This is a genomic window from Fibrobacter sp. UWB7, assembly GCF_900142945.1.
Lineage (GTDB): Bacteria > Fibrobacterota > Fibrobacteria > Fibrobacterales > Fibrobacteraceae > Fibrobacter.
In genome coordinates this window covers 25,317-48,664 of the sequence record NZ_FRCO01000004.1, presented here as the reverse complement: position 1 = coordinate 48,664, position 23,348 = coordinate 25,317, and the positions used below count along the sequence as shown (strand labels likewise).

Genomic DNA, 23,348 nt, shown 5'->3' with positions numbered 1-23,348 from the left:
CTGTCGCGGCTCGGATGATGACGTGGGAGGTAACGACGTCTTTTGACGGGACTCTCACGGAAACGGAATTGCGCAAGCGATTTGACGAAGATTTTAGAGATGTATTTAATGCCGGTTTTGCAGATGGCGAGTGCGCGGTTTTCTTTTGGCCGCTAGTTTCGTTCAATGCGTCGGATGGACGCAAACATCGCTATCTTGTGGCGGTGGCGGATGAACCGTTGGAAAATTACCGAAAAACGTTTGACCGTTGCTTGCCAAAACAAATTGCGTTGTATGCAATTGCTGACAAAATATTGCGAGGCGAATGGGATGGTGAGAATTGCTTGAAGTGTGATGAAGTGTGCGCGGAGTGTGACGGTGAATGTGCTGAACTCAATAATGACTGCGCGGAGGTTGCGGATAATGGAAATTTGTTGTTTGTCGCGCTTTGGGAACATAGCCTGTACATTCTCGTTTTTATGGAAGGCCGTTTATGCCATTGGTCAGAAGAATACGGCTACGGAGAAACGTTTGATGATGCTTGCCGTGAGCGGGTGGCGCACTTTAAGGAATTCTTGAAAGCCGATGAACTGTTTGCGAAAATGAATGACGTGGGGGAGTTTGTTGTTTGCTGTGTGAAAGTTGGGACTGTCGAGGAATCGCTGCATGTGAAAGATCTCTTTCAAGTGGCTGCACGCGATCCATTTTGGTGTGGCAAGGATTTAGACGAGTGCGATTCAATGAAACCTTGCGAACGTAGGCGTTGGATAATGAGTGCCGTAGCTTTGTTTGTTTGTTGTGCGTGTGTTTTTGCAATGTGCGGCGGTTCTTTGAATTTGTTATATGCAAAGTTTTTTGACAATGAACTGTTTGATTTAATTGTTGATGCTGCGCCAGTTGAATTAAGTCAGCCTGCCGCTCGCGATTTGGAAATGCTTGCGTGGGCGGAAGGGCATCGCGATTTGCTCCCTGCAAAATGGACTCTCGGACGTGCGGGTTTTGTGGACGGTGTCGCATCTAGAAGTTGGCGAACTTCACGAGGAACCTGTGATTCGTCGGAATTCAGTTTGCTTGGAATTGTGGGCGGGCGAGTGGCGCTTGTGAAAACATCCGCAGGTGAAACGAAAACGCTCTCAGTCGGTGATTCGCTTTCTCGATACCGCGTGAAGCGAATTGGAATGAACGATGTTGTGATGCGTTGTGGTCGCAAGGAGGTTCGTTATGCGGTCAAAACGCGGTAACGTTCTTCCGCTTGTGTTGGGACTGCTGCTTGTGCTTTCTATTCTCGTGACAGCCATGCTTCGCATGCCGGGGGCGCTTCGCCGAAGCGTATCGCTTGTTGCAAAAGAAACTCAGGAAATGTATTTCGCGGAATCTGCGGTGCTCGCGAAACTGAATGGCTTTCCGGACGGCTATTTTGCGGAGCTTCCGATTGTCGGATCTCGGATTCTTGGGCCATGGACCGAATGGAGTGTTCGCGATAAATTCCAGTTCATGCTGGGGAGTGAATACGGGCGATTCTCGACTTCGGAATGGGTGCGTTGCGCCGTGGTGCTGGAGCAGAATTTGCATGAACGCATTTTGCATTCGGATGGCTTGAAAAACTTGTCGGGGAATCGTCGCTTTTTTAAGCTGGATTCTTCGGATGGGCTTTCTGCGGAACGCTCGATGGCGATAAACGTGAGCGCTGGCGATTTGACGCTCGACCTCGGTGATTTTTCAGTTCGTTCTTTTATGGCAAATGTCGAGGGCGATGTCAAGATTCGCGGGAATGTTCACTTTGATACACTTCGAATTTATGCAACCGGTTCTGTGAGCGTTCAAGGAAATGTAGCCGCTGACTTTGCTGAAATCTTTGGGATTGCTGGCGTGACTGTTTCAGGGAATGTTTCGCTTGCGGGGGCGCTCCTCTCAAAACAGAATGTTGAAATTTCTGACCGTGCACAAATGAAATTTCCGAGTGTGGCGCTTGCGGTAGGTTACCGCAATAATCGATTGTCGCTCCTTGAAAAGTCTGCATTCGAGGGCTTGGCGGTGGCTCCGTCCGGAACTGTTGAGCGAGATTCTTCGGCAAAGCTTCTCGATTCAACTCAGGCGCTTTTGCCATTTTGTATGGACTCTCGCAATCTCGTATTTTCCCGGAGGCGCTTGTGATGCACTCTCGTCATGGCTTTACTTTGCCCGAAGTTTGCGTGGCGTTGGCCGTTTTTCTTGTTGGAACAACGGCGCTCCTTGGCGGTTGGAACTTCTTCAATCGCGAAGTGGCTGACGAGCGGATGCGCTTGGATGAGTTCTATGATGTGCTAGAAACAATGGAATCGTTGGTTGCGGCGCGTCCGGATTGCGCGGACTCTCTGTCGGTCCGCCTCACTCGTGTTCCTGGCAGTCCGCATTTGGCGTGGGCTGTTGTTGCGAGTGAACATTATTCTCTCAAACGCCTCGTGCGTTGTCGATGAGAATCGGAGGCGTTTTTCTTTGCGAATGAATCTAGCTGAGCCTAAAACTTCTCGTCACGGCTTTACTCTCTTGGAAATGCTTATCGCCATGACTGTGGCCGCGATCCTTACAACCGTCTCGTTGAACGTCTATTCGATGTTCCATCATGGCGTTGTTGCAATTTCGGACAACTATGTCCACTTTGCGACCGGGAAAGCTCAAGAACTCCGTTGCCGCACCCGCTTTGTGCGTGGCCTCCCGCCTTGCGATACCCCCTCGGACGAATCTCGAGCATTCCGTGGTGCCATTCGCGCGCGATTCTAGAAATAACAGTGACTAATGACCAACAACTAAAGCAACAAAAAAAAAGCCCTGCGTTTGCAGAGCTTCTTGAATTGCGTTTGGCGAATCTCGCCGCGTCTGTAGTAAACTATAGTTTAGTTCGTAGCCTGTTCTTCGACGCATTCGGAGCACTTAATGGCCTTGCGAACTTCGAAGATGTTGCTGATGTAATGCATAAAGCTAAGCACGCTCACCGAGAGGAATCCGATTGCATAAAGGGCAAGGAACGGTCCGATGATGTACTTGCTGGCGTTGATGTATTCGAGCAAACCGAAAATGCAGTAGACGCCGACGAGGAGTTCGATAAGTGCCATCCACGGGAACTTCTGTGCGTAATGGCTCTTGGCCTTCTTCTTGGCGCCACCGTTCTTCGGAGTACGAACGAAGCTGCCCTTTGTGCCGAGAACTGCGGCAAACACTGCGCGGGAGTTGCTGACTGCGATGCCAACGCCGAGGGCCATCAAGATGGGGAGCGAAAGCAGGCGAATCTTCCAACCGGTGTAGCCGGAGCAACGCTGGGCGACAAAGTAAAGAACAGAAGGCGCGATTGCGGCGAGGAAGATGAATGCGAAACCAACCGTGTATGCCCAAGTGGGGAGGTGTCCGACCGGTTCAAAGAACGCGAGCAACGGCCAAGCGCAGAGTGCTGTGAACAACATGCAGGGGTGGATCGAATAGTGCGTCGTGTGGAGGATGGCGCCAATCTTCACGCGGAGCGGAACCTTGGAGCGCAAAACCTTCGGCAAAATCTTGATAGCGGTCTGGATGGAACCCTTTGCCCAACGGAACTGCTGAGCCTTGAAAGCGTTGATGTCGTTCGGGAGTTCAGCCGGAACAATCACGTCGAACACAAACTTCATCTTCCAACCAGCAAGCTGGGAACGGTAAGAAAGGTCCATGTCTTCGGTGAGCGTATCGCCTTCCCAGCCGCCACCACCGTAAATAGCGTCCTTGCGCCAGACACCAGCGGTACCGTTGAAGTTCATAAAGAGCTTGCCCCAGCTACGTGCGGACTGTTCCACCACGAAGTGGCCGTCGATACCGATAGACTGGGCGAGCGTAAGACCGGATTCGGTGCGGTTCAAGTGACCCCAGCGACCTTGGACAAGGCCGACCTGCGGATCCATGACCAAGTACGGAACGGTCTTCAGGAGGAAGTCTTTTTCAGGAACGAAGTCGGCATCGAAGATGGCGAGGAATTCACCCTTTGCAACTGCCATGCCTTCCTTGAGAGCGCCTGCCTTGAAGTCCTTGCGGTTCGTGCGGTGGATGAGCTTGATGTCATAACCGCGGGCGGCGAGTTCAGCAACTTTCTTCTTGGTAACTTCGTAGCACTCGTCCGTGGAGTCGTCCAAGACCTGGATTTCGTGCTTGTCCTTGGGGTAGTCGATGGCGCAGACGGCTTCGAGGAGACGTTCAACGCAGTTGGCTTCGTTAAAAACCGGGAGCTGGGTCGTGACCTGCGGGAGGTCTGCGAGCGAATGTTCGCGGTAGTACTTCAAGATCGCTTTGCGGTCTGAAAGTCGCGTCTTGCGGCTGTTCTTGAGGAACAGGTAGATGCTATAGTAGCAACTGAACCCGTAAATCACCAATCCCACGCCTGCGATAACGTAGACGACGAACATTGCGTATAGTAGTATAGTACTCATTCTACTGTAACCTTTGCATTTATTGAATGCTTGGGGCCAAATATAGAAACGCAATGTGACCTTTGCTACATTTTTCAGGAATTTTGGCCCATTTTTTGCTTTGGAAAGTGTATTTTTACATAGGTTTGATTAGACTTTTTTACAATGGCGAAATATGCAAAAAATGGCAGATGAACGCAAGAAAAATTTAACATCTCCAATCGCTCGCTGGATAGATGCGAACCGCGAAACCGCAGGTTTTACAGAATCTTTACGTAAATTATTAATGTATGCGTGCGTGGAATGGATCCGTCGCGGTACATCGGCACTCCTTACCCCCGAAGAGGCTCTATCTAAAATAGTATGTTGCGGTCTTCCGGAGTTTCCGGTGGGGGAATGGGCTGAAAATCCCGAAAAATACACCGACGAAATTGCCGATTTCTGTGAAAAAGCGAAAATTTTGCCGTTGCCAGCCGCCCTCCAGGGCGAAATTCCCTCCCTTTTGGACCTCCGTGGCGTAAAATGCCCCCTTAATTCCGTCCGTTCGCGAATCGTCATGTCCGGGTATCCGGCAGGCCGAACGCTCAAAATCTGGCTCGATGAGGGTTCCCCGATCGAAAATGTGCCCGGATCGCTCATTGCTGACGGCCATAAAGTGCTTTCACGCGAAAAAAAAGGCAATTATTGGGAAATCTCGGTGGTCAAATCGGATTCTAAAGTATAGATTGTTTATGTGGAAAACAGAGTATTAGTTATAGGCGATGAATTATTTGGGCCAAAGGGCGAAGCGGCGAACCGTTTTGTGGAAGCCGTGCTGTGCCGGGAACCTAGCCGACCTATACAGTTTTCCGTAAATGTGCCTGTTGCGGTCTCGTTATCGCAAATCAAAGCGCGCCTTTCTTCCGATGTCATAGGCAAAAATGCCGGCCGCATTATCATGGGGCTTGGGTTGCGTGAACTGAACCACGGCGGTACCGATGGCGCCTCGATTGCCTCGCTTTACGAAACGCTCGTGAATGAACTCGTGAACAAGACGCAGTCGCGACTTTTTTTGCTCACGATTCCCCCGGAAATGTTCCCGATTGCGGTAAGCGAGGTGGAATATTTAAATACTATGATTCGCGAAGTCTGTGCGGCGAACGCCCCGCGCGTAACACTCCTCGATTTTGCTGAATTTGCCGAGACGTTCAAGGAAAAACAGATGGAACGCGGCAAATTCGGGCGCTCCCTCTTTATGGAAGACGGCTCTGCCACGTCGCTTTGCTGCATGCTTTTAGCGCTATATTTGCAGGATAAACTTGTAGAAGATTTAAAGGAGATGTAATTATGGGTCTTTTTGACAATCGTTTTGCTAGTAAAAATGCGGCCATGAGCCGTGCGTTCTCCATTGATTCCGAAAAGGACAAGCAGAAGCGCAATACCGCCCGCGAGCCTGCCGCCCCCAAGATGGGCATCTGCGACAAGTGCCACAAGGAAGCCTTGCTGCGCTCTTACCGCACCCGTGAAATGTCCATGTCCGACGGAGCCGCAAGTTTTGGGACGGTGGTCAAGCACCTCTGCGAAGATTGTGCTCCGCGTTCCAAGCGCTTCGAGGACGCAAACGTGCCTGCGATGGACAAAAAGCAAGTCAAGAACCTGATGCGCTCTGCAAAGAAGGGTTTGCTGTAGTAAAAACAAGCTGAAATTAGAGCTTTGAACTTTAAAGGGATATGTCCGCGAAGGCGGGCGTATCCATTAATATTTGATTATATGACAATTGTTGCTTGTCGAAAATCGCCCGCTAGCGTCTCGATTGAACGTCTTTGACTTTGAATCTTTTGCGGTGCGCAATCGGTGAATTGTTTGCGTCTGATTCCCCTGAATAACGGTGTATTCGCCTACTGCAGAAAGCTTGGGTACGTAATCGCAATGTGTATTTTCGTCCCATACGTTGTAATATAATGCAGAGTAGTTTTTGACGTAAAGCGTATCACCGATATTTAACTCAAGATCGCTTGGGTAGAGAATCCATGTTGAGTCTGCGACCTTTGACATAAGGGTTTCTTTTTCGGAATGAATTTTAAAATTGTGTAGTACTGCTCGAGCTCCGCGACTTGTTTTTGCGGATTCACTTTGAGAGTTTTTTACGGTAACGTTGCAACCGGGAATTGCTTTCATGCAAATTGGATCCGTACTGAGGTCAATATTCGTTTCAGCGACAATGCCTGAAATATCTACGGTGTTGCCCAAATTAGGGAATGAGGGCATGTCTGTGTTTTCGGTAGGCAATTCATTCTGAATCTGCATTCCTTTGGGAGTGCTGCTGATTTTGCAGGACTGAGCCATAGCTTCGCCCAAAGCAATAAGAATGAGTATAAAGGAAATTTTTTTCATACATATAATGTATTTTTAATTGAGATAAAGTTCAAAATGTTCAATTTGTGTTTTGGGTAAATTATAATAAATTGCGAAAATTTTACACAAAAAATGTGGGCCAAACGGGCGTCAAAAGCGTGTTAATATAAAGGACGGGGAGCAATTTTTCGTCTATGCCCCGACATTATCGGGAATTTAACAACGGAAAAATATGGAAAACAATAATAACATTGCTGTAGCCCATTGGGGTAAAACTATTAGCGAGGCTAGAACTTATGAGGAATACAAAGGAGCAGGTGTCTTTGCTGACCTTCTTACGGACAGGACTTTCAAGAAAGCCTTCAATCCTGATACCAAGAATAAGGTTTGTCTGATTGCGCTCTTGAATGCTGTGCTTGAAGGAGAAATATCATCGCCAATTGTGGATGTACAGTCCCGTGACAAGGAATTCAATGACGGGTCGAACGAAAACCGGACAACAGTCTTTGACTTGTACTGCATCGATTCGGCGCAACGACGCTTTATCATCGAAGTGCAGCTCCTCATGCAAGAAAACATTGTCAACCGAGCGATTTATTACGCATCGCAGACGGTCATTGCGCAGGGCGAGCGTGGACAAAAGTACAATTACGAGCTGAAGCCGGTTGTTACAGTAGTTTTTATGGAATTCAACGTATTTGTCGATGACCGCTACATCCGCCGAGCCAAGCTCCGTGAAATCAATGGGGCTAGCGTTAGCGAAGTTCTTTCATTCGCATTTGTGGAACTCCCGAAGTTCAACAAACCTCTGGACCAGCTTGAAACAACGCTAGACAGGGGGCTTTACGCGCTTAAGAACATGAAAAACATGACGCAGATGCCCAAGCTGTATGCCAATACGGCGTTTGAGCTCTTGTTTTCGAGTGCGTTTTTGGCTAAATTATCGAAAGAGGAACAGAAAATGATTGACGAAGCGCAGAAAGCCAAATGGGATGAATATGCAATCAACAAGGCCGCCCTTGATCGAGGCCGTAATCAAAAGGCTCGCGAAGTGGCAAAAGATTTGCTTATTGAAGGTGATTCTGTAGAAAAGGTCGTACGCGTTTCAAAGCTTTCTGAAGCTGATGTCTTAGCGATTAAAGCGGAAATCGATCAAAAGTAATTAATGCTCTAGGCATTAAAAAAGCCAATGACAGTAAAAATAATCCGAGGTCAATCAAAGACCTCGGATGTTTTTTTATCGAAAAAGAGGGAAAAACGGAAAAAATCGAGGACTCGCTGTAAAATATATTTTATAAAAAAATCTTACCCCCCTTAACGAAATTGGGGTAAATTCCTAAATTTGGGTCTCGAATTTAATATGGAGACCTTCAATGTCTGATATTCACGCCAAGGAATCCGTCAAGCAGTATTTGACAGGCGTCGTTTCGACAATCACCCCGGAAATCGTTCGTAGCTTCAAGCGCGGCTACACTCGCAAGGATTTCACTAGCGACTTGATGTCGGGCTTGATTGTCGGCATTTTGGCTCTCCCGTTGGCGATTGCGTTTGCTATCGCTTCTGGCGTGGGTCCGGAACAGGGCCTTTACACCGCCATTATCGCGGGCTTCATCATCTCGCTGTTAGGCGGTTCCCGCTTCCAGATTGGCGGCCCCACGGGCGCATTCATCGTGATTGTCTACGGCATTGTAAGCCAGTACGGTTACGATGGACTTGCCTCGGCGACACTTTTGGCGGGTATTTTCCTCGTTATTTTCGGTCTTGCAAAGTTCGGTGCGATTATCAAGTTCATCCCGTATCCGGTGACGGTCGGATTTACGGCGGGTATCGCTATTATCATTGCGCTTGGTCAGGTGCCGAACTTCTTTGGACTTACGTTTGCGGGCGCTGATCCGGCTGATGCCGTGGGCAAAATCAAGCTTTACGTTTCTTCTTTCGGTTCCATGAACGTCTACTCTGTGATTGTGGGTGTTGTCGCTCTCGCTGTCTGCATCTTGTGGCCGAAGATTACTACTAAGGTTCCGGGTTCCCTCATTGCGATTATCGTTGCAACGGTGATGGTGAAGGTCCTTGGCTGGGATGATCCGGTGAACGGTCACGGCGTGGTGACCATTGGCATGAAAAACCACATCCCGAGCGGATTCCCGGTGCCGCACCTCCCGAATATCAGCCTCGAAATGATGCAAAAGGTGTTCCAGCCGGCACTTACGATTGCTATGCTCGGCGCTATCGAATCGCTCCTTTCTGCTGTGGTGGCTGACGGTATGACGAGTACAAAGCACCGCTCCAACACGGAACTTTTTGGCCAGGGTGTGGCTAACATCTTGAGCCCGATTTTTGGCGGTATTCCGGCAACGGGTGCAATTGCCCGTACCGCAACGAACATCCGTAACGGTGCCGTGAGCCCGATTTCTGGCCTTGTTCACGCTGTCGTTCTATTGCTCATCATGCTCGTGCTTGGCAAGTATGCCGAAATGATCCCGATGGCAGCCCTTGCTGCAGTGCTTTTCCAGGTCGCTTTCAATATGTGCGGTTACCGTAGCGTTATCAAGATGTTCAAGGCTCCGAAGAGCGATGTGACGGTGATGCTTGTGGCTTTCTTCCTCACGGTGATTATTGACCTTACGGTCGCTATCGAAGTGGGCGTACTCCTTGCTGCTGTGCTCTTCATCAAGCGTATGAGCGATGTGGCCGAAGTCGAAGCGGTTTCTTCTGCCTTGAAGGATGACGATGACGAAGCTGCCCGCAATACTCTCGGACGCCAGGTGCCGAAGGGCGTGCTTGTGTACGAACTTGCCGGTTCACTCTTCTTTGGTGCGGTGGACAAGTTCAAGGAAACGATGAACCGCATTTCCGAAAAGCCGAAGATCTTGATTTTGCGCATGCGTAGCGTCTCTAGTATTGACGCCGCCGGTATCAACATGATTGAAGACTTGCTCAAGCGTTGCAAGAGCGAAGGTACGCAGCTCCTCTTGAGTGGTGTGCATGCCCAGCCGGTGGTGGCTTTGACCCGTGCCGGTGTGCTTGCCCAGCTTGGCGAAGAAAACGCTCTCGGTAACATTGATGCTGCCCTCAACCGCGCCCGCGAACTCCTTGGCCTCCCGATTGTGGATGCCTCCCAGGAAGAACAGAAGGCTCCGACCGTGTCTTGGGAAAAGAGCCTCGACAAGCCGTGGATGCCGGAAGAATCGAACGCCGCCGTGGCTGAAGAAACTCCGGAAGTCATTGCCGAACGCATGATGGACGAACCCATCAAGAAGATTGAAGAACGTAAGTAATAAGTCCGTACGAAATACGTAAACTTTGTACGGATTTATCAGGTGACTTTGCTCAAATTTTCTGAAATATCGTAAATAATTTTTTAAAAAAGTCTTTTGATTTTTGAAAAAAAAAGTTAAATTAAGCTTCGTAGGAGAATCCTACGGTTTACGAGATGAGAATGGGATACTGGGAAGAAAATCAATACACGGATGAGGACCCGAAGCGCACTGCTTTTGAGGAATTCGTCGTAAATTTTGTGGTTGCCTTTAGTGGCTCCGCTCTATTGTTCCTTGTGAACATCATGTAAAACCTTAAATTTCCCGCTTTTCGCGGGATTTTTTTTGTATTTATCATCCTGCCGCTTGTCTTCCAGAGCGTTAAACGTCGTCCTGAGCGAACAACTCGTCATCCTGACGCCGAAGGCGGAAGACAACCTCGAAAGGCGAGTGTTGCAAAAATGAGCTTGCTCATTTTTATAACCGAGCCAAAGAGTTGGGGCTTTAGCCCAATCCAGTTAAATCTTGTTTTTGAAAAAACATTATTCCGACTTGGAACTTTCTTGTTTGGACTTTGCTTTTGAAAATATTTTTAGCGCAACCCAGAATTATCGGATACATTTATTGATGTCGGTGGTAGCCCACTGACAACGCTGGAAGAAGGGGAAGCGTTAGGGTGTTTGGTTTGGGATGTTTGGGGTGTGTGGGTACATTGCTCGTGAGTTCTGTCGCAGCTGAGGCTGCGATTCGGGAATGAAAGGTAATGAGAGTTCTCACAGCAATGTAAAAATCCGCCGGAGATTTCTCCGACGGATTTTTTTTGTCCCAATTTGTCATCCTCGAAGCGAAGCGTCGGGGATCCATTATTTTTCTTTAGCGCTTGATTATAAAAATGTGCTTGTTCTTGGCGGGGCGGCCGAGCAGGTCGAAGTCCTTTGATTTTGCCGGATTCAGTCTTGGGCGACGTTTGCCAGATATAATGGCTGTGGAGTATTTTTCACTGGGGACGAAGAATATGGTGAACGTGCTTCGGTAACCCCCGAGAATCTTTTCGGTGGCGGTAAGCGTGTCGCCTCTCATTTCGTATTCGTAAGTGGCGCGAATTTCTTTTTGGGGGTAATCGTCGTATTCGTAACACTTGCTTTCGTTTGCTGAGTCACGAACGATAAAGGCTCCTAGTCCTTCTTCTGTTGTGTATAAAGTATCGTTGCGAATGTAAACTCTGTGTTCGTAGGAATCTTTATTCCCGCTCGCATAAAGATAAGATACGATGTAGTAAACGGAGTCTTTTGTTTCGTAAATCAGGTATTCAATGATTGGAGGATTGCCCTTGCCTTCTTGGTGGACCTTTTTGAAATCGCCCTCTTGTGTAATGGTGGTTTTGACTCCATAGGCTTCAAGAGTTAACTCTTCTGGACTTCGGACTTTGATTTCCCAATTGTTGGAGCCGTGTTCTTTGGTGTAAGTCTTGGCACTGTCAACATGAGTGCCTGTGTAGTAATACTTGTTGTTGTCGAACTCTGTGCTATGGCTTGTGTCCGCATAATGGAGGTAAATGCTATCTACAAAAAAGTTCTTGTAAATCGCTGTTGTAGGCTCACTAGATGCTGGATATTCTTTGGCGAAAATGTCAAAGGTGGAGCGTAGGCAATCGATAGCGAATGCGTTTAGTGCTCCCAAAGTAATTATAAGGATAAGTTTTTTCATATAGAAGAATATACAAAAATCTTATTTGCATAAATAAAATAAGGCGACCGAAGCCGCCTTTTGAATGTGATGTAATGTGTTCCTAATCCCTGAAACCTATTACCTAACCCCTAGTTCCGCCATCAGTCGTTTTTTCGCGGGGCTGTCGGGGAGCGGCAGGAATGTCTCTTGTGCGAACGAACGCATAAGCATTTCCTGGGCTGCCTTTTTAGGGATGCCGCGGCTCACGAGGTAGAACATCTGTTCTGCATCGAGTTCGCCGACGGTGTTGCCGTGCGTGCATTCCACGTCATCGTGATAAATCTTGAGGACGGGCTTCACGGAGACGCTAGCATCTTCGCTCAAGAGGATTGTATTCACGAGCTGGCTCGAGTTGACGCCTGTGCAGTCGTAACCGACGATGACACTTCCGTCGTAGCTCACGCGTGCAGAACCAGAAAGCAAGTTGCGGGCAAGCTGAGTGCTTGTGGTGCGCGGTGCTTCGTGGTAAATCGTGAGGCGGCTGTGCTGCGAGGCTTCGCCTTCGAGAACGTGGAGGCTGCGGTAATCAAAGTTGGCGCCTTCGCCCTTGAGGTGGCATTCGACGCTCACGCGGCCAATCGCAGTGTCCTTGCAGATGCTCGAAAAGCGGACATTGGCGCCTGCGGCCTGGTTGATGTTGAAGTGCCTAAAGCGGAGCGGCAAATCGCAAGCTGGGTTGGCAAAGAAAATTTCGACGTCTGCATCTTCGCCAACGTTGATATCAAAACGTTCGGCGGCAATGTCGTGCGTGACCTTGTTGTCGAGAATTTCGAGGCTCACCTTGGCGCCTTTGCCGATGTCAAGAACTGTGTGACCAAAGTCGTTGTTGCACTTGAGCATCGCCATTTCGGCAGCGCCTGGCACGATTTCGCGAACCATGGGGCGGGCGTTGTTTGCAATCGGGAGGAGGGCGGCGAAGTCGGATTCCTGGGTGGTTGGGGACTGCGCGGCGGTCTCGTTTGCTGCCGGGGAAGTCGTTGGGGCTGCTGCAAAATCCGTGCCCATGAATTCCGGTGTCGGGATTTTGGCAACCGGGAAGAACGACCAAAGTTCGTTATTGCGCTTGGGCATGCCGAGCTCACGCAGGCGCGCTATCGCTTGTTCTGCGGTGGGCAAGTTCTGTATAAATTCAGCGTTCATTATGCGTCCTCGACTTTACTTGGCTTCTTCAATCCAGTCGTAGCCTTGATCTTCGAGCTTGAGGGCCAGTTCCGGGCCACCGCTCAAGATGATTTTGCCGTGACGGAGCACATGAACGTAAGTGGGCTTGATGTAGTCCAGCAAGCGCTGGTAATGCGTCACAAGAATCACCGCCTTTTCGGGCGACATGATGTGATTGATGCCGTTTGCAACAATGCGGAGTGCGTCAATATCGAGGCCGGAGTCTGTTTCGTCGAGGAAGCTTACCTTCGGGTCGAGAATCGCCATCTGGAGGATTTCGTTACGCTTCTTTTCGCCACCGCTCATGCCGTCGTTCACGCCGCGTTCACGATAGCGTTCGTCCATTTCGAGCAAGTTCATCTTTTCTTCGCAGAGTTTCTTGAAGTCTTCATCGCTCATTTCGGGCTGGCCGAGGAAGGCGCGCTTGCTGTTGAGCGCCATCTTCAAAAATTCGACGTTGTTCACGCCCGGGATTTCGGTCGGGTACTGCGTACTGATAAAGAGGCCGGAGTTGGCGCGTTCGTTGATTTCCATTTCGAGCAAGTTCTTGCCGTCGAGTTCTACGGAGCCGCCATCGACATGGTAGGCGGGGTGGCCTGCAATCACTTTGGAGAGCGTACTTTTGCCGGAGCCGTTCGGGCCCATGATGGCGTGGACTTCTCCCGGCTTGACCTCAAGATTGATCCCTTTCAGGATTTGGGTGCCGTCTTCGATACTTGCTTTAAGGTTCTTGATGGATAACATATTTCCTCTTTAATTTTAAAATCTTGTGGGCCTAGCCGAAATCGTCCATGGCTCCAAAGTCATCGTCGGGAACGTAGGGCTCATCATCAGGGACGTAAGGCTCTTCGTTCGGATCGTAAGGTGCTTCTTCGGGAGGTTCGCTCGATGCGAATTGCTCGCCATTATCGAATGGAGGCGGGGCTTCCATCTCCGGGGGCATTTCTGCTTGCGGAATTGCGGACTGCGGCGAATTTAGTTGCACCGGGGGTGGTGCGGGGACCTGCTGCGAGAACTGCGCGGTAGTGGATTGCGCAACGCCCGACGACAAATCGTTAATTGATGTGTAAAGCTCGATGAGCGGTGTTTTGCTCTGGATTATCTGCTCGGCAAAAACATCCGGCGTAATGGCCGAAATCTTGCGCTTCTTGGCGACAATTTGAATGCCCTGCGTGAACTTGTTCAACTGCATACGGAGACGCATGCCTGCTTCGGAATCAAGCGGGATGAGCTTTTTGTAGCGGTCACACAGGTTGAGTGTGAGCACGGCAAGCGTGTCGTAAAATTCCAGAATCTCGTTCGGCGTTTTCCACGTCTCGTCGGGGAGTTGCTCCAAGAAAAGCTGCAACTGCGGCGAAAGCGATTCGTACAAGGTTCTCGGCGAGAATGTGCCCGTTTCTGCATATTGCGCGAGAATGGACTGGATAAATTCATCGATGAGCGGAGAATCAAAAATCTGGATTCCGCTTGCGGCAAAGTCCATGTCGAAATATTCTGCGGCGCGGTCGAGAAGCGTGGGGTTGCGATAAAGCAAATTTGCAAATCGTACTTCAATCGGCGAGAGCAGTTCCCACGGAACGCTTACTTGCGGTGCGGCGGGCTGTTCGGCAGTGGGCGCTTTTTCGCGTTTCGGGTGTGCGACCTTGATTCCTGCGAGCGAACGCGTGGTGCTGTAACGCTCGGAAACAAGCTTCAAATACTGGTTGCGGAGTTCCGGATTCTCGATGCTCTTGATAAGCGTCTTTGCTTGCGTGATGAATGCGGCTCGGTCTTCGGGGCTGTTGTTCGGCATTGTACGCCCAAGATAGCTGAGCCAGTCTTCGGCGGTGCGGAGCGCTCTCCTGAAAGCGTCCGGGCCTTGTTCGTTCACGAAGTTGTCCGGGTCAATCTTGGTGCCGTCCGGTCGCGAAAGCGCAAAGACTTTTGGCGAAAGACCCTTGGGCAGCACGATTTCGAGACTGCGGCGCGTGGCATTTTGCCCGGCGGCGTCTCCGTCAAATACAAGGTACGCGGTCTTTGCGTAGCGGGCGAGAATGCTTGCGTGATTCTCGGTGAGTGCCGTACCCGATGCGGCTACGACGTTCTGCACTCCGCTTTGGTAAAGGCTGATGAGGTCAAAATATCCTTCGACGATAATGACCGCATTCTCCTTCATGATGGCGTTTCGGCTGTGGTTTAAACCGAATAGAATATCGCGCTTGCTGTAAAGGGCGGTTTCCGGGCTGTTCATGTACTTGGCAAGCTTTATTCCGTTGTGCGATGCAGGGTCGCTCAAGTCTCGACCGCCAAAGGCGACAACGACTCCCGAGAGATTCTGGATGGCTATCATCAAGCGATCGCGGAACTTGTCTGCGATACCGCCGTTTTCTTTTTCAACGGCTAGCCCTGCCTTGACGCAATCGCGTGGCGAAAAACCGTTGCGTGCGGCGTAGCCGATTAACCCTTCGCGCCCCGTTGGTGCATAACCGATGTGGAACTGCTTGCGAGTTTCGGGCGAAACTCGTCGCTTGTTCAAATACTCCAAAGCCTTTGGGCTTAGCGTGAGCTGCTGTTCGAACCATTCGCAGGCGAGCTCGTTCAGCTTGCGGACCATAGTGCGTTCTTCGAGCACTTCGGTATTGACGTTGTTGCCGAGGTTCGGAAGTGCAAAACCCACAAAGTTTGCGACCCATTCTACAGCGCCCTTGAAGTCGAGTTTCTCGTGTTCTTGGATGAACTTGAAAACATCGCCACCCGCACCGCATGCAAAGCACTTGTAAATGCCCAGCGTGGAATTTACCGACATGGATGGGGAGTGGTCATCGTGGAATGGGCACACGCCGACGTATTTGTTGACCCCGCTTTTTTTGAGCGGCAAGAACTGCTGAATGACCAGCGCGATATCCGCCTGGTTCTTGAGTTCTTGGATGATTTCGTCGGAGTAGAACGGCATGCGCCAAATGTAGAAATTTTTGGGGCGCGGAAAAGTCGCTACATGCCTTTGGTGCGCTTTGCTTTGGTTTTTGAAATCGCTTGCTGATGTGGAAATTTTCTTATTATATTGCCATTTATAGTTTTTGTCTATTAAGATTTTATTTAAGCAAATTTAATTTGTACTTAAATAATGGTTCTAGTTGATTGTTGTTGGCTAATAGGAAAATTGTTTGGTATTCTTGTTGGACTTATTGCTTATCTCAGTGGCAATTGTAAAATTTCATTTCATTTCAAAAAATAGCGAAACATTTTTCCCAAAAAAGCGTGTTAATATAATGGATAGGGAGCAATTTTCTGTCTATGGCCCCGACATTATCGGGTGTTTTAACACCGGAAAAATATGGAAAACAATAGTAATGTGGCTGAAACAAAAAATAGCCATGGTGAAATGATTGGCGAAGTTAAAACTTTCGAAGAATACAAAGGCGCGGGCGTTTTCGCGGATCTTCTTCTCGACAGAACTTTCAAAAAGGCTTTTAATCCCGATTCGCAAAATAAGGTTTGCCTGATTGCGCTTTTGAATGCCGTACTTGAAGGTGAAATTGCATCGCCGATTGTGGATGTGCAGTCTCGTAACAAGGAATACAGCGACGGTTCGAATGAAAATCGGACTTCCATCTTCGACTTGCACTGCATCGATTCGGCTCAGCGGAGATTCATCATCGAAGTGCAGATCCTTTTTCAGAAAAACATTGTCAATCGTTCGATTTATTATGCTTCGCAGACGGTCGTTGCTCAGGGACAACGCGGCAAAAAGTACAATTACGAATTGAACCCTGTTGTTACAGTTGTGTTCATGGAATTTAATGTGTTTGCCGATGACCGCTACATTCGTCGGGCAAAGCTTCGCGAAATCAATGGGTCTTGCATTAGTGATACGCTCAATTTTGCGTTTGTGGAGCTTCCGAAGTTCAACAAGCCTTTGGACGAACTTGAAACGACGCTCGACAAGGCGCTTTATGCTCTTAAGAACATGAAAAATATGACGCAGATGCCCAAGCAGTACGCGAATACGGTGTTCGAGCTCTTGTTTTCGACAGCGAAATTGGCTAAATTATCGAAAGAGGAACAGAAAATGATCGACGAAGCTCAGAAAGCCAAGTGGGATGAATACGCAATCCATAAAGCGGCTATTGATAGCGGCTTGCAGCAAGGTCTCGAACAAGGTCTTGAACAGGGTCTTGAACAGGGTCGCAATCAAAGAAATCGCGAAATTGCGAAGAAAATGCTGTTGAAAAAGAAGCCCATCGAAGAAATTACTGAATTCACGGAGCTTTCTGAAGCAGATGTTCTTGCCATTAAGGCTTCTCTCGGCCAATCGTAAATTGCTAAAGCTCTTTAGTTAAAAAGTCCGGCTTTCATGCCGGACTTTTTGCTTTCTAAACCACCGCTTTGCTTTTCCAGCGGCCGCTACGCCAGCGCCAAATGTTTGCGAACGAACGGTAGAATTCGTCTGCAGCCATGCCAAGCCAAAGGCCGGGGAGCCCAAGCCCAACGACAAATGCAAGGATAAGCGAGGTGGCAAGGCCGAGTGTCCACATCATGCCGCTACCGACGAGTGCCGGAAATTTGGAATCGCCTGCGGCGCGGAGCGATGTGGTGACGATAAAGTTTACGGCTTTGAAGGGTTGCACGGCGACGTCGCACCAGAGGCAGATTTTGCCGAGACGGAGAACTTCGGGATTGTCGGTGTAGAGCCTGAGCAGGTGTTCGCCGAGGAGGGCTACTGCGACAGATAGCAAGAAACCGCTAGTGATGCCCACGGCGAGAGTCTGGTGAACGCGGCGGTTTGCTTTGGTGTAGTCATGAGCACCGACGAGGTGCGCCACGAGAATTTGGTTACCGCTGCCAAGGCCGACTCCGAGAATGACGGAAAGCGCGGCAAAGTTACCGGCGAACACGCGGGCGGTCATTGCTGTTGTGCCGATGTAGACGACCATCGCGGTAATGAACACTTGGAATAGCTGGAAGCTGATGGGTTCTGCGGCGGCGGGGAGGCCGATGCGGATCCAGTCGGGCAAAAGAACGCGGGTGCGTTTCCAGTCGCGAATTTTGCTGTGGTGGTGCACTTTGAATTTGAGCACAAGCCAAAGAATGCCCGATGAAATGAGCCAGGAAAGTGCGGTAGCGAGGGCAACTCCGTGAACGCCCATTTTCGGGAGTCCGAAAAGTCCTTCGAGGAATACGACATTCAAGGCTGCGTTTGTGGCAATCGTGAGCGTGTTACCGACAAAGTTCCAAATGGTTAGGCCGTGCGTCGCGATGAGAGCGGTCAAAATAGTTTGCAAGGCGCGGAAGGCGAACCCAAACGAAACAACGCTTAAAAATTGCGTGGCGAATACAGCTGGTTCTTCGGTGAGCCCCATCCAATGCGGAATGTTCCCGGAAAGCGGATAAATGATGAGCGTGAGTGCGATGCCGAGAAGAATGCTCCCGAAGAGGACCATCGTCTGTGTGCTGCTTGCGTGGCTGTTCTGCTTTGCGCCGATGTACTGCGAAACGATGCTTGCGCCCGATTGCGAGAATGCGTGGAGCGCGGTGAAAAGCGCCCCGAGAATCGGGAGCATGGCGCCGACACCTGCGGCTGCGGTTTCGGAAGTGCGCGACAAAAACCAGCTGTCCATCATGGGCTGGATCATGCTCACGGCAAATGTGAGGATTAGCGGCCACGAAAGGCTGATGAGCGAACGGTCTTTGACGTCGATCTGTTTCATGTGTAAAAATCTAGAAACAACAAAGGCCCCGTCAAAGGGCCTTTTTGATGAAAATGTTTTCAAGTGTATCCAGTGTTTTTTAGACGAGAGAATAAAATTCTTTTGTCATCCCGGACTTGTTCCGGAACGAGAGAGAGTTTATTTGTTTTCTAGAGATGCTGCCAGTTTTTTCTTGGCTTCGCGGCGGATGCCGGCTTCTTCGTAGCGGCGGATTTCGTCTTCAGTTTCGGGAATAATCGAGGGTATCGGGGTCGGTCTTCCGTTTTCGTCCAAGGCGACAAATGTCATATAAGCGTGGCAGATGACTTCGGGCTGCCAGGATACTTGTGGGTCGATTCCCAAGACCTTCACTCCGATTTCCATGGAGGTGTTGAAGGCGCGGTTTACGGATGCCTTGATTGTGAGAATGGTTCCGACAGTAGCGGGTTTGAAAAAGCGCACGTTGTCGATCGAGACCGTTGTGACTTTGCGTCTGGAATGAGTGCAGGCGGCAATGCAGGCTGCCTTGTCGAGAAGCGATGTCAGGTGTCCGCCGAATACAAAATTGTAGGCGTTGACGTCGGAGGGGTGAACGATGTCGCGGGTTTCGACTTGAGATTGCTTGACTGTCTTTGCGTTTTCCATATCCGAAAAATAAATATTGTCGTGGGCGAGCAGGGTCTTGAATTTCTATATTCAGGTTATTATGGAAGAAAAAAAGACTTATAGAGAAGTGATGCCGGGCGAACTCCCGTGCGAAGTGCCGGAATGTGACGGCGTGATGGTCGTAGACCCCGATAACAGCTATAAACTCACCTGCGATAAGTGCGGGCATATTAAAGAGTAATTGTTATCTCGTAATGCAATTAACCGACTTGAAAATTGAGTACCCGGAGCTTCCCGTTGTTGAACATCGGGAGGAGTTTTTTGAGCTTTTAGAAAAACATCAAGTTATCATCGTCAAGGCTGATACCGGTTCCGGCAAATCCACGCAATTACCGAAGTTTTTGTTGGAGTGGTTTATTGGGCGCAGCCCGGAGTCGAAGGATCCAGTCAAGTTTAAGATTGGCGTTACCGAACCTCGCCGTTTAGCGGCGATTTCCATTGCGGACCGCTTGCGCGAAGAACTCAAGGACGAAGAACTTGTCTCGACGAAAATTCGTTTTTGGGAACAAGGTACAAATGAAGCCCCCATCAAAGTGATGACGGACGGTATCTTGTTGCAGGAGTTTCGCAAGGATCGCTTGTTCCGGCAATACAATGCCATCATGATTGACGAAGCGCATGAACGCTCGTTGAACATCGATATCTTGCTTGGCATTTTCAAGACGGTACTTTCTCGTCGTCCAGATTTCAAGTTTATTGTTGCATCGGCAACGCTTGACGCAAAACTTTTTGAAGAATTTTATGACAACAGTTGCGTGATGGAGGCTGAAGGCCGCACGTACCCTGTTGATGTGGAGTATTATTTTTCGGACTATGGTTCGGCAAGCGCACTCCGTGACATCTCGGGCAAGGGCGATTCAGGGCTGATTGAAGAAGCGCGTGATGCGATTCTCGATTTGGAAACTCGCCATCGCGATCACTTGCTTTGCTTTTTGCCGACGGAACGTGACATTCAGGATTTAGCAGGCGAACTTGCGCACGAACTAGATGCTGCAACTTTTGACGTGCTCCCGCTTTACGGACGCATGAGTCCTGATGAGCAGCGCCGCATTTTCAAGCACACGGGCAAGACGCGAGTGGTCTTGGCGACGAACATTGCTGAAACTTCCTTGACGATTCCGGGAATTGCTTACGTTGTCGATACGGGTATGGCTCGAATCTCGCGCTACAATGCGCAGGCGAGAATCCAGGGGCTTCCCGTCGAAGAAATTTCGAAGGCCAGCGCGCGGCAGCGCACTGGACGCGCGGGGCGCGTGAAGCCCGGCGTGTGCATTCGCCTTTACTCTCCCGAGAATTTCGAAAAGCGCGATGAATTCACGGAGCCAGAAATTCGCCGTAGCAATTTGGCAAATGTCGTTTTGCAGTTGCGCAGTCTCGGGCTGGAACTCGAAAACTTCCCGTTCTTGCAGTCGCCTCCGCATTCGGCATTCCGTGGCGCTTACAAGACGTTGTTTGAACTTGGCGCACTCACGGCTGACAATTCTAGCGGTCATGTGACCAAGCTTGGCCGCGATATGACGCGCCTCCCGATGGACGTGTCGCTTTCGGCAGTGCTTTTGCGCGCTCGTGATTTGGGCGTTTTGCAGCCGGCGCTTATCGTGTGCTCGGCGCTTAGCATTCAGGACCCGCGTGTGGTGCCGAACGATGAGCCGGAACGCACCCGCATCCGTCAGCTGCATCGAAAATTCTGCGGTCACAAGAGCGATTTCCTCGTTTATGTTTCAATGTGGAATGCGTTCTGCATGGATTGGGACGGAAAAACTTGGAATAAACTCCGCAAGTTCTGCGACAAGAACAGCATGCACTTTTTGCGCTTGCGTGAATGGGTGGATTTGTACGAACAGTTCAGTCGCATTCTCGAAGTGAAATTTGAAAATAAAGTTTGTCCGTTCGATTCGTTCCATCGCGACAATTTGCACATTGCGCTCCTTTCCGGATTCTTGGGCGGGATTGCGCATCGCGATATTGAAAACGGCTGTTACCGCTTGGTGAGCGGTCGTGAAACGCATGTGTTCCCGGGCAGCGATTTGTACGCCAAGAGCGTGGAATGGCTTTTCAGTGCCGAAGTGCGCGAAACGAGCCGCACGTTCCTCACGAAGGCTGCCGAAATCAAGCCGGAATGGATTTTGCAAGTTGCAGAACCGTTCTGCACTCGTCGCTGGTTTGAACCCACGTGGAATAAGGAACGCGGCTTTGTGGAAGCTGTCGAAGAAGTAAGCTTTAGAGGGCTTGTGATTAGCCGTGGCCATCGCGTAGATTACGCCCGCGTGAATCCCGAAGACTGCGCCCAGATTTTCTGGCGCGAAGCCGTGGTGATGGGCGAGGTGGCAAGGCCTTTCGATTTCATGAAGCACAACGACCGCGTCGTCGAAAATCTCCATGCTCTCGAAGCTCGTAAACGCCAGTTCGGGCTTGCTCCGAGCGAAGATGCGCTTGTGGAATATTACACGCGAATTGCGGGGAACGTCAATTCCATCAAGACGCTCAAAAGCTACATCTACGAGCACACCGACCAGTTCCTCAAATTTGATGAAAAGTATTGGCTGGATCAGTTGGATGGCGGCACGAGTGGAACCTCTTGGACAAGTGATGAAAAAGGTGTCAATCGCATTGTCATTCCGAGCCCTGCACAAGTCAAGTCTAAGGATGCGGCTCCAGCACCTACTCTAGGCGGTTCCATTGAACATTTCCGCATTGGTGAGCGCGTTGTCACAGGCGAAATGGTCTTTGATGCCACTCGCGATTGCGATGGCATTACGCTCTCGTTGCCTTATGACTTACTGACTGAAATTTCGCCGGCAAAATTTGCGATGAGCATCCAGCAATGGCGCGAATGGATGATTGAATCCGTGATTCGCGAAATGCCCAAGAGCGTCAAGAAATTGCTCGAAGCCAAACGCACCGCGATTGACGATGAATTCTTTGCGGCGCTCGACAACTTCCCGCATAAAGCTCCGCTTTTGTTGCTTTACGAAGTCCTTTCGAATACAAAGGAAATCCGCTCGGGTGCAAACGGCGCTAGCATCGACGTTCCGACGGTGAATCCCGACAAAGAAAATCATTTGCGTTTGCATTTGGTTGTCTCGAAGCCGGGCTTCCCGGAGCCATACAAAATCGAAGTGTCGCCTGAATGGGGCTCTTACCGCATGTTCTTGGCGGTCCGCCCGGCGTTGGTGACGTTTGGCATTGACTTCCCGCTTGAAGGGATGCGTTTTGGTTGGCGTCTTGGGCAGTCGGCGTTGATGATGTCCGATGAATCGCGCTTTTGGCAAGCTTTCCGCAAGCGTGTGGAAGGCGCGCGTTCCGAAACTGCGGCGCATCCCGCGCAGCAAAAGACTTCACTCACGGAAGAGAAAAAACAGCTCATTGCCGACCGCTTGAACTTGCTCGAAATGGGTGGTGTCTTTGCGGACAACTTTGAAACGGCTCTCAAAATTTGGGTGGCTAAATCGCTTGCAGCCGATAGTCTTGATGCGACTCGTTGTGTGCGTTTTACAGGGCTTGAATTTTCGCGCGGCAAAAAGATTCGTGACTTCAAGAGCCTTGCTGCAAACACTCGCAGCGAAGATGAAGAAATCCGCCTCTCGCTCGTTCGTGCGACATATGAATCGGGCCTTATCAGTGCCGAAGCTTTTGTAAAGAACTGGAATTTGCTTAAAGATTTCAGCGTGGAAATGCGCAATGGGTGCGGTAAGTCAACCGTAAAAAATAAAACCATAATTGCGATCCATACGGCGTACCAAAAAGAACTTACTTTGTTTGAACGCCTGCGTGTTCTTGCGGAACTTTTCAACATAGAACTTCCGTTTGGCGCATCTCACAATTCTAGCGCATCTCGCGAATTCGTGTCCCGCGAAAACACGGAACTTTCGGCCAATACCCTCCGCGAGTATTTCCGCTCGTACCTCAAGGCGCGTTACCTCAAGGATCACGAACTGAAAAATGCCCGTGAACTCCTCGGAAAAATCGACCGTACGCCAACAGATGACCCGGAATTTGCCGAACTTTACTTGCAGGCGAAGGCTTTGCTCGAAGATTTTGAAATCCTCAAGTACAAGCGCAAGGGGGGTGACGCCGAAGATATCGTAGAAGAAGACGCTTTAGCAAGGTTGAAAGGTCGTTTTGGAAGGCTTTAAGTACTCTCTCGACCT

The 23,348-nt window shown here is 49.9% G+C and carries 21 protein-coding genes; 13 read left to right on the top strand and 8 right to left on the bottom strand.

The annotated features are described in order from the left end of the window. Positions 1 to 14: 14 nt before the first annotated feature. The 4 genes from BUC30_RS11880 to BUC30_RS11865 are packed head-to-tail and all read left to right on the top strand — an operon-like array spanning position 15 to position 2,739. Positions 15 to 1,220, top strand: a complete 1,206-nt coding sequence (locus BUC30_RS11880; RefSeq protein WP_244536615.1) for a hypothetical protein — start codon at positions 15 to 17, stop codon at positions 1,218 to 1,220. Beyond that, on the top strand, positions 1,201 to 2,133 hold the full coding sequence (locus tag BUC30_RS11875) for a DUF4097 family beta strand repeat-containing protein (protein WP_073425064.1): 933 nt from the start codon (positions 1,201 to 1,203) through the stop codon (positions 2,131 to 2,133). The genes BUC30_RS11880 and BUC30_RS11875 overlap by 20 nt, the downstream gene beginning before the upstream one ends. Then, a complete protein-coding gene (locus BUC30_RS11870) occupies positions 2,133 to 2,435 on the top strand; it encodes a prepilin-type N-terminal cleavage/methylation domain-containing protein (RefSeq protein WP_073425063.1) in 303 nt (100 codons plus the stop codon). Before BUC30_RS11875 ends, BUC30_RS11870 begins: the two co-directional genes overlap by 1 nt. Before the next feature lie 25 nt (positions 2,436 to 2,460). Beyond that, on the top strand, positions 2,461 to 2,739 hold the full coding sequence (locus tag BUC30_RS11865; protein ID WP_073425062.1) for a type II secretion system protein: 279 nt from the start codon (positions 2,461 to 2,463) through the stop codon (positions 2,737 to 2,739). Between the two features lie 113 nt (positions 2,740 to 2,852). Here the strand turns inward: BUC30_RS11865 and BUC30_RS11860 are convergent, their stop codons facing one another. Continuing rightward, positions 2,853 to 4,406, bottom strand: coding sequence for a glycosyltransferase (locus BUC30_RS11860; protein WP_073425061.1), 1,554 nt, complete (start codon positions 4,404 to 4,406; stop codon positions 2,853 to 2,855). 154 nt (positions 4,407 to 4,560) lie between these two features. Between BUC30_RS11860 and BUC30_RS11855 the strand changes: the two genes are divergently transcribed. The 3 genes from BUC30_RS11855 to BUC30_RS11845 are packed head-to-tail and all read left to right on the top strand — an operon-like array spanning position 4,561 to position 6,053. Next, the gene (locus BUC30_RS11855) at positions 4,561 to 5,109 is read left to right on the top strand and encodes a sulfurtransferase TusA family protein (protein ID WP_073425060.1); all 549 of its coding nucleotides are present in this window, start codon (positions 4,561 to 4,563) and stop codon (positions 5,107 to 5,109) included. A gap of 9 nt (positions 5,110 to 5,118) precedes the next feature. Beyond that, positions 5,119 to 5,709, top strand: coding sequence for a hypothetical protein (locus BUC30_RS11850; protein ID WP_073425059.1), 591 nt, complete (start codon positions 5,119 to 5,121; stop codon positions 5,707 to 5,709). A gap of 2 nt (positions 5,710 to 5,711) precedes the next feature. Continuing rightward, positions 5,712 to 6,053, top strand: a complete 342-nt coding sequence (locus tag BUC30_RS11845; RefSeq protein WP_073425058.1) for a hypothetical protein — start codon at positions 5,712 to 5,714, stop codon at positions 6,051 to 6,053. A 66-nt stretch (positions 6,054 to 6,119) separates the two neighbouring features. On the opposite strand, the gene BUC30_RS11840 is transcribed toward BUC30_RS11845, so the two are convergent. Then, a complete protein-coding gene (locus BUC30_RS11840) occupies positions 6,120 to 6,758 on the bottom strand; it encodes a hypothetical protein (protein ID WP_073425057.1) in 639 nt (212 codons plus the stop codon). Between the two features lie 193 nt (positions 6,759 to 6,951). Here BUC30_RS11840 and BUC30_RS11835 point away from each other — a divergent pair, with 193 nt between their 5' ends. The 3 genes from BUC30_RS11835 (at position 6,952) to BUC30_RS16460 (ending at position 10,287) form a co-directional block, all read left to right on the top strand. Next, complete coding sequence (locus tag BUC30_RS11835) at positions 6,952 to 7,881, top strand: Rpn family recombination-promoting nuclease/putative transposase (protein WP_073425056.1); 930 nt, start codon at positions 6,952 to 6,954, stop codon at positions 7,879 to 7,881. Between the two features lie 211 nt (positions 7,882 to 8,092). Next, complete coding sequence (gene sulP / locus BUC30_RS11830; protein WP_073425055.1) at positions 8,093 to 9,997, top strand: SulP family inorganic anion transporter; 1,905 nt, start codon at positions 8,093 to 8,095, stop codon at positions 9,995 to 9,997. 161 nt (positions 9,998 to 10,158) lie between these two features. Continuing rightward, positions 10,159 to 10,287 carry a hypothetical protein gene (locus BUC30_RS16460; protein WP_012820371.1) on the top strand — a complete coding sequence of 43 codons (129 nt, stop codon included), beginning with the start codon at positions 10,159 to 10,161 and terminating at the stop codon, positions 10,285 to 10,287. A gap of 562 nt (positions 10,288 to 10,849) precedes the next feature. Here BUC30_RS16460 and BUC30_RS11825 read toward each other — a convergent pair. The 4 genes from BUC30_RS11825 to dnaG all read right to left on the bottom strand — a co-directional run bounded on the left by BUC30_RS11825 (position 10,850) and on the right by dnaG (position 15,797). Next, the gene (locus tag BUC30_RS11825) at positions 10,850 to 11,683 is read right to left on the bottom strand and encodes a hypothetical protein (protein ID WP_073425054.1); all 834 of its coding nucleotides are present in this window, start codon (positions 11,681 to 11,683) and stop codon (positions 10,850 to 10,852) included. A 99-nt stretch (positions 11,684 to 11,782) separates the two neighbouring features. Next, positions 11,783 to 12,844, bottom strand: a complete 1,062-nt coding sequence (locus BUC30_RS11820; protein ID WP_073425053.1) for a SufB/SufD family protein — start codon at positions 12,842 to 12,844, stop codon at positions 11,783 to 11,785. A gap of 15 nt (positions 12,845 to 12,859) precedes the next feature. Further along, a complete protein-coding gene (gene sufC, locus BUC30_RS11815; RefSeq protein ID WP_072826759.1) occupies positions 12,860 to 13,609 on the bottom strand; it encodes a Fe-S cluster assembly ATPase SufC in 750 nt (249 codons plus the stop codon). Positions 13,610 to 13,640: 31 nt separating this feature from the next. Continuing rightward, entirely contained in the window at positions 13,641 to 15,797 is a 2,157-nt protein-coding gene (gene dnaG / locus BUC30_RS11810; RefSeq protein WP_073425052.1) for a DNA primase, read from the bottom strand. 381 nt (positions 15,798 to 16,178) lie between these two features. On the opposite strand from dnaG, the gene BUC30_RS11800 reads away from it, so the two are divergent. After that, the gene (locus BUC30_RS11800) at positions 16,179 to 17,162 is read left to right on the top strand and encodes an Rpn family recombination-promoting nuclease/putative transposase (RefSeq protein ID WP_083555826.1); all 984 of its coding nucleotides are present in this window, start codon (positions 16,179 to 16,181) and stop codon (positions 17,160 to 17,162) included. A 55-nt stretch (positions 17,163 to 17,217) separates the two neighbouring features. Here the strand turns inward: BUC30_RS11800 and BUC30_RS11795 are convergent, their stop codons facing one another. Then, the gene (locus BUC30_RS11795; RefSeq protein WP_073425049.1) at positions 17,218 to 18,552 is read right to left on the bottom strand and encodes an MATE family efflux transporter; all 1,335 of its coding nucleotides are present in this window, start codon (positions 18,550 to 18,552) and stop codon (positions 17,218 to 17,220) included. Between the two features lie 138 nt (positions 18,553 to 18,690). Then, positions 18,691 to 19,176: an acyl-CoA thioesterase gene (locus BUC30_RS11790; RefSeq protein WP_073425048.1), complete on the bottom strand. Its 486-nt coding sequence runs from the start codon at positions 19,174 to 19,176 to the stop codon at positions 18,691 to 18,693. Between the two features lie 61 nt (positions 19,177 to 19,237). Here BUC30_RS11790 and BUC30_RS16145 point away from each other — a divergent pair, with 61 nt between their 5' ends. Then, on the top strand, positions 19,238 to 19,378 hold the full coding sequence (locus tag BUC30_RS16145; RefSeq protein ID WP_012820363.1) for a hypothetical protein: 141 nt from the start codon (positions 19,238 to 19,240) through the stop codon (positions 19,376 to 19,378). Between the two features lie 13 nt (positions 19,379 to 19,391). After that, positions 19,392 to 23,333 (top strand): ATP-dependent RNA helicase HrpA, encoded by a 3,942-nt coding sequence (gene hrpA, locus BUC30_RS11785; protein ID WP_073425047.1) that lies wholly within the window; start codon positions 19,392 to 19,394, stop codon positions 23,331 to 23,333. The last annotated feature ends 15 nt before the right edge of the window (positions 23,334 to 23,348 follow it).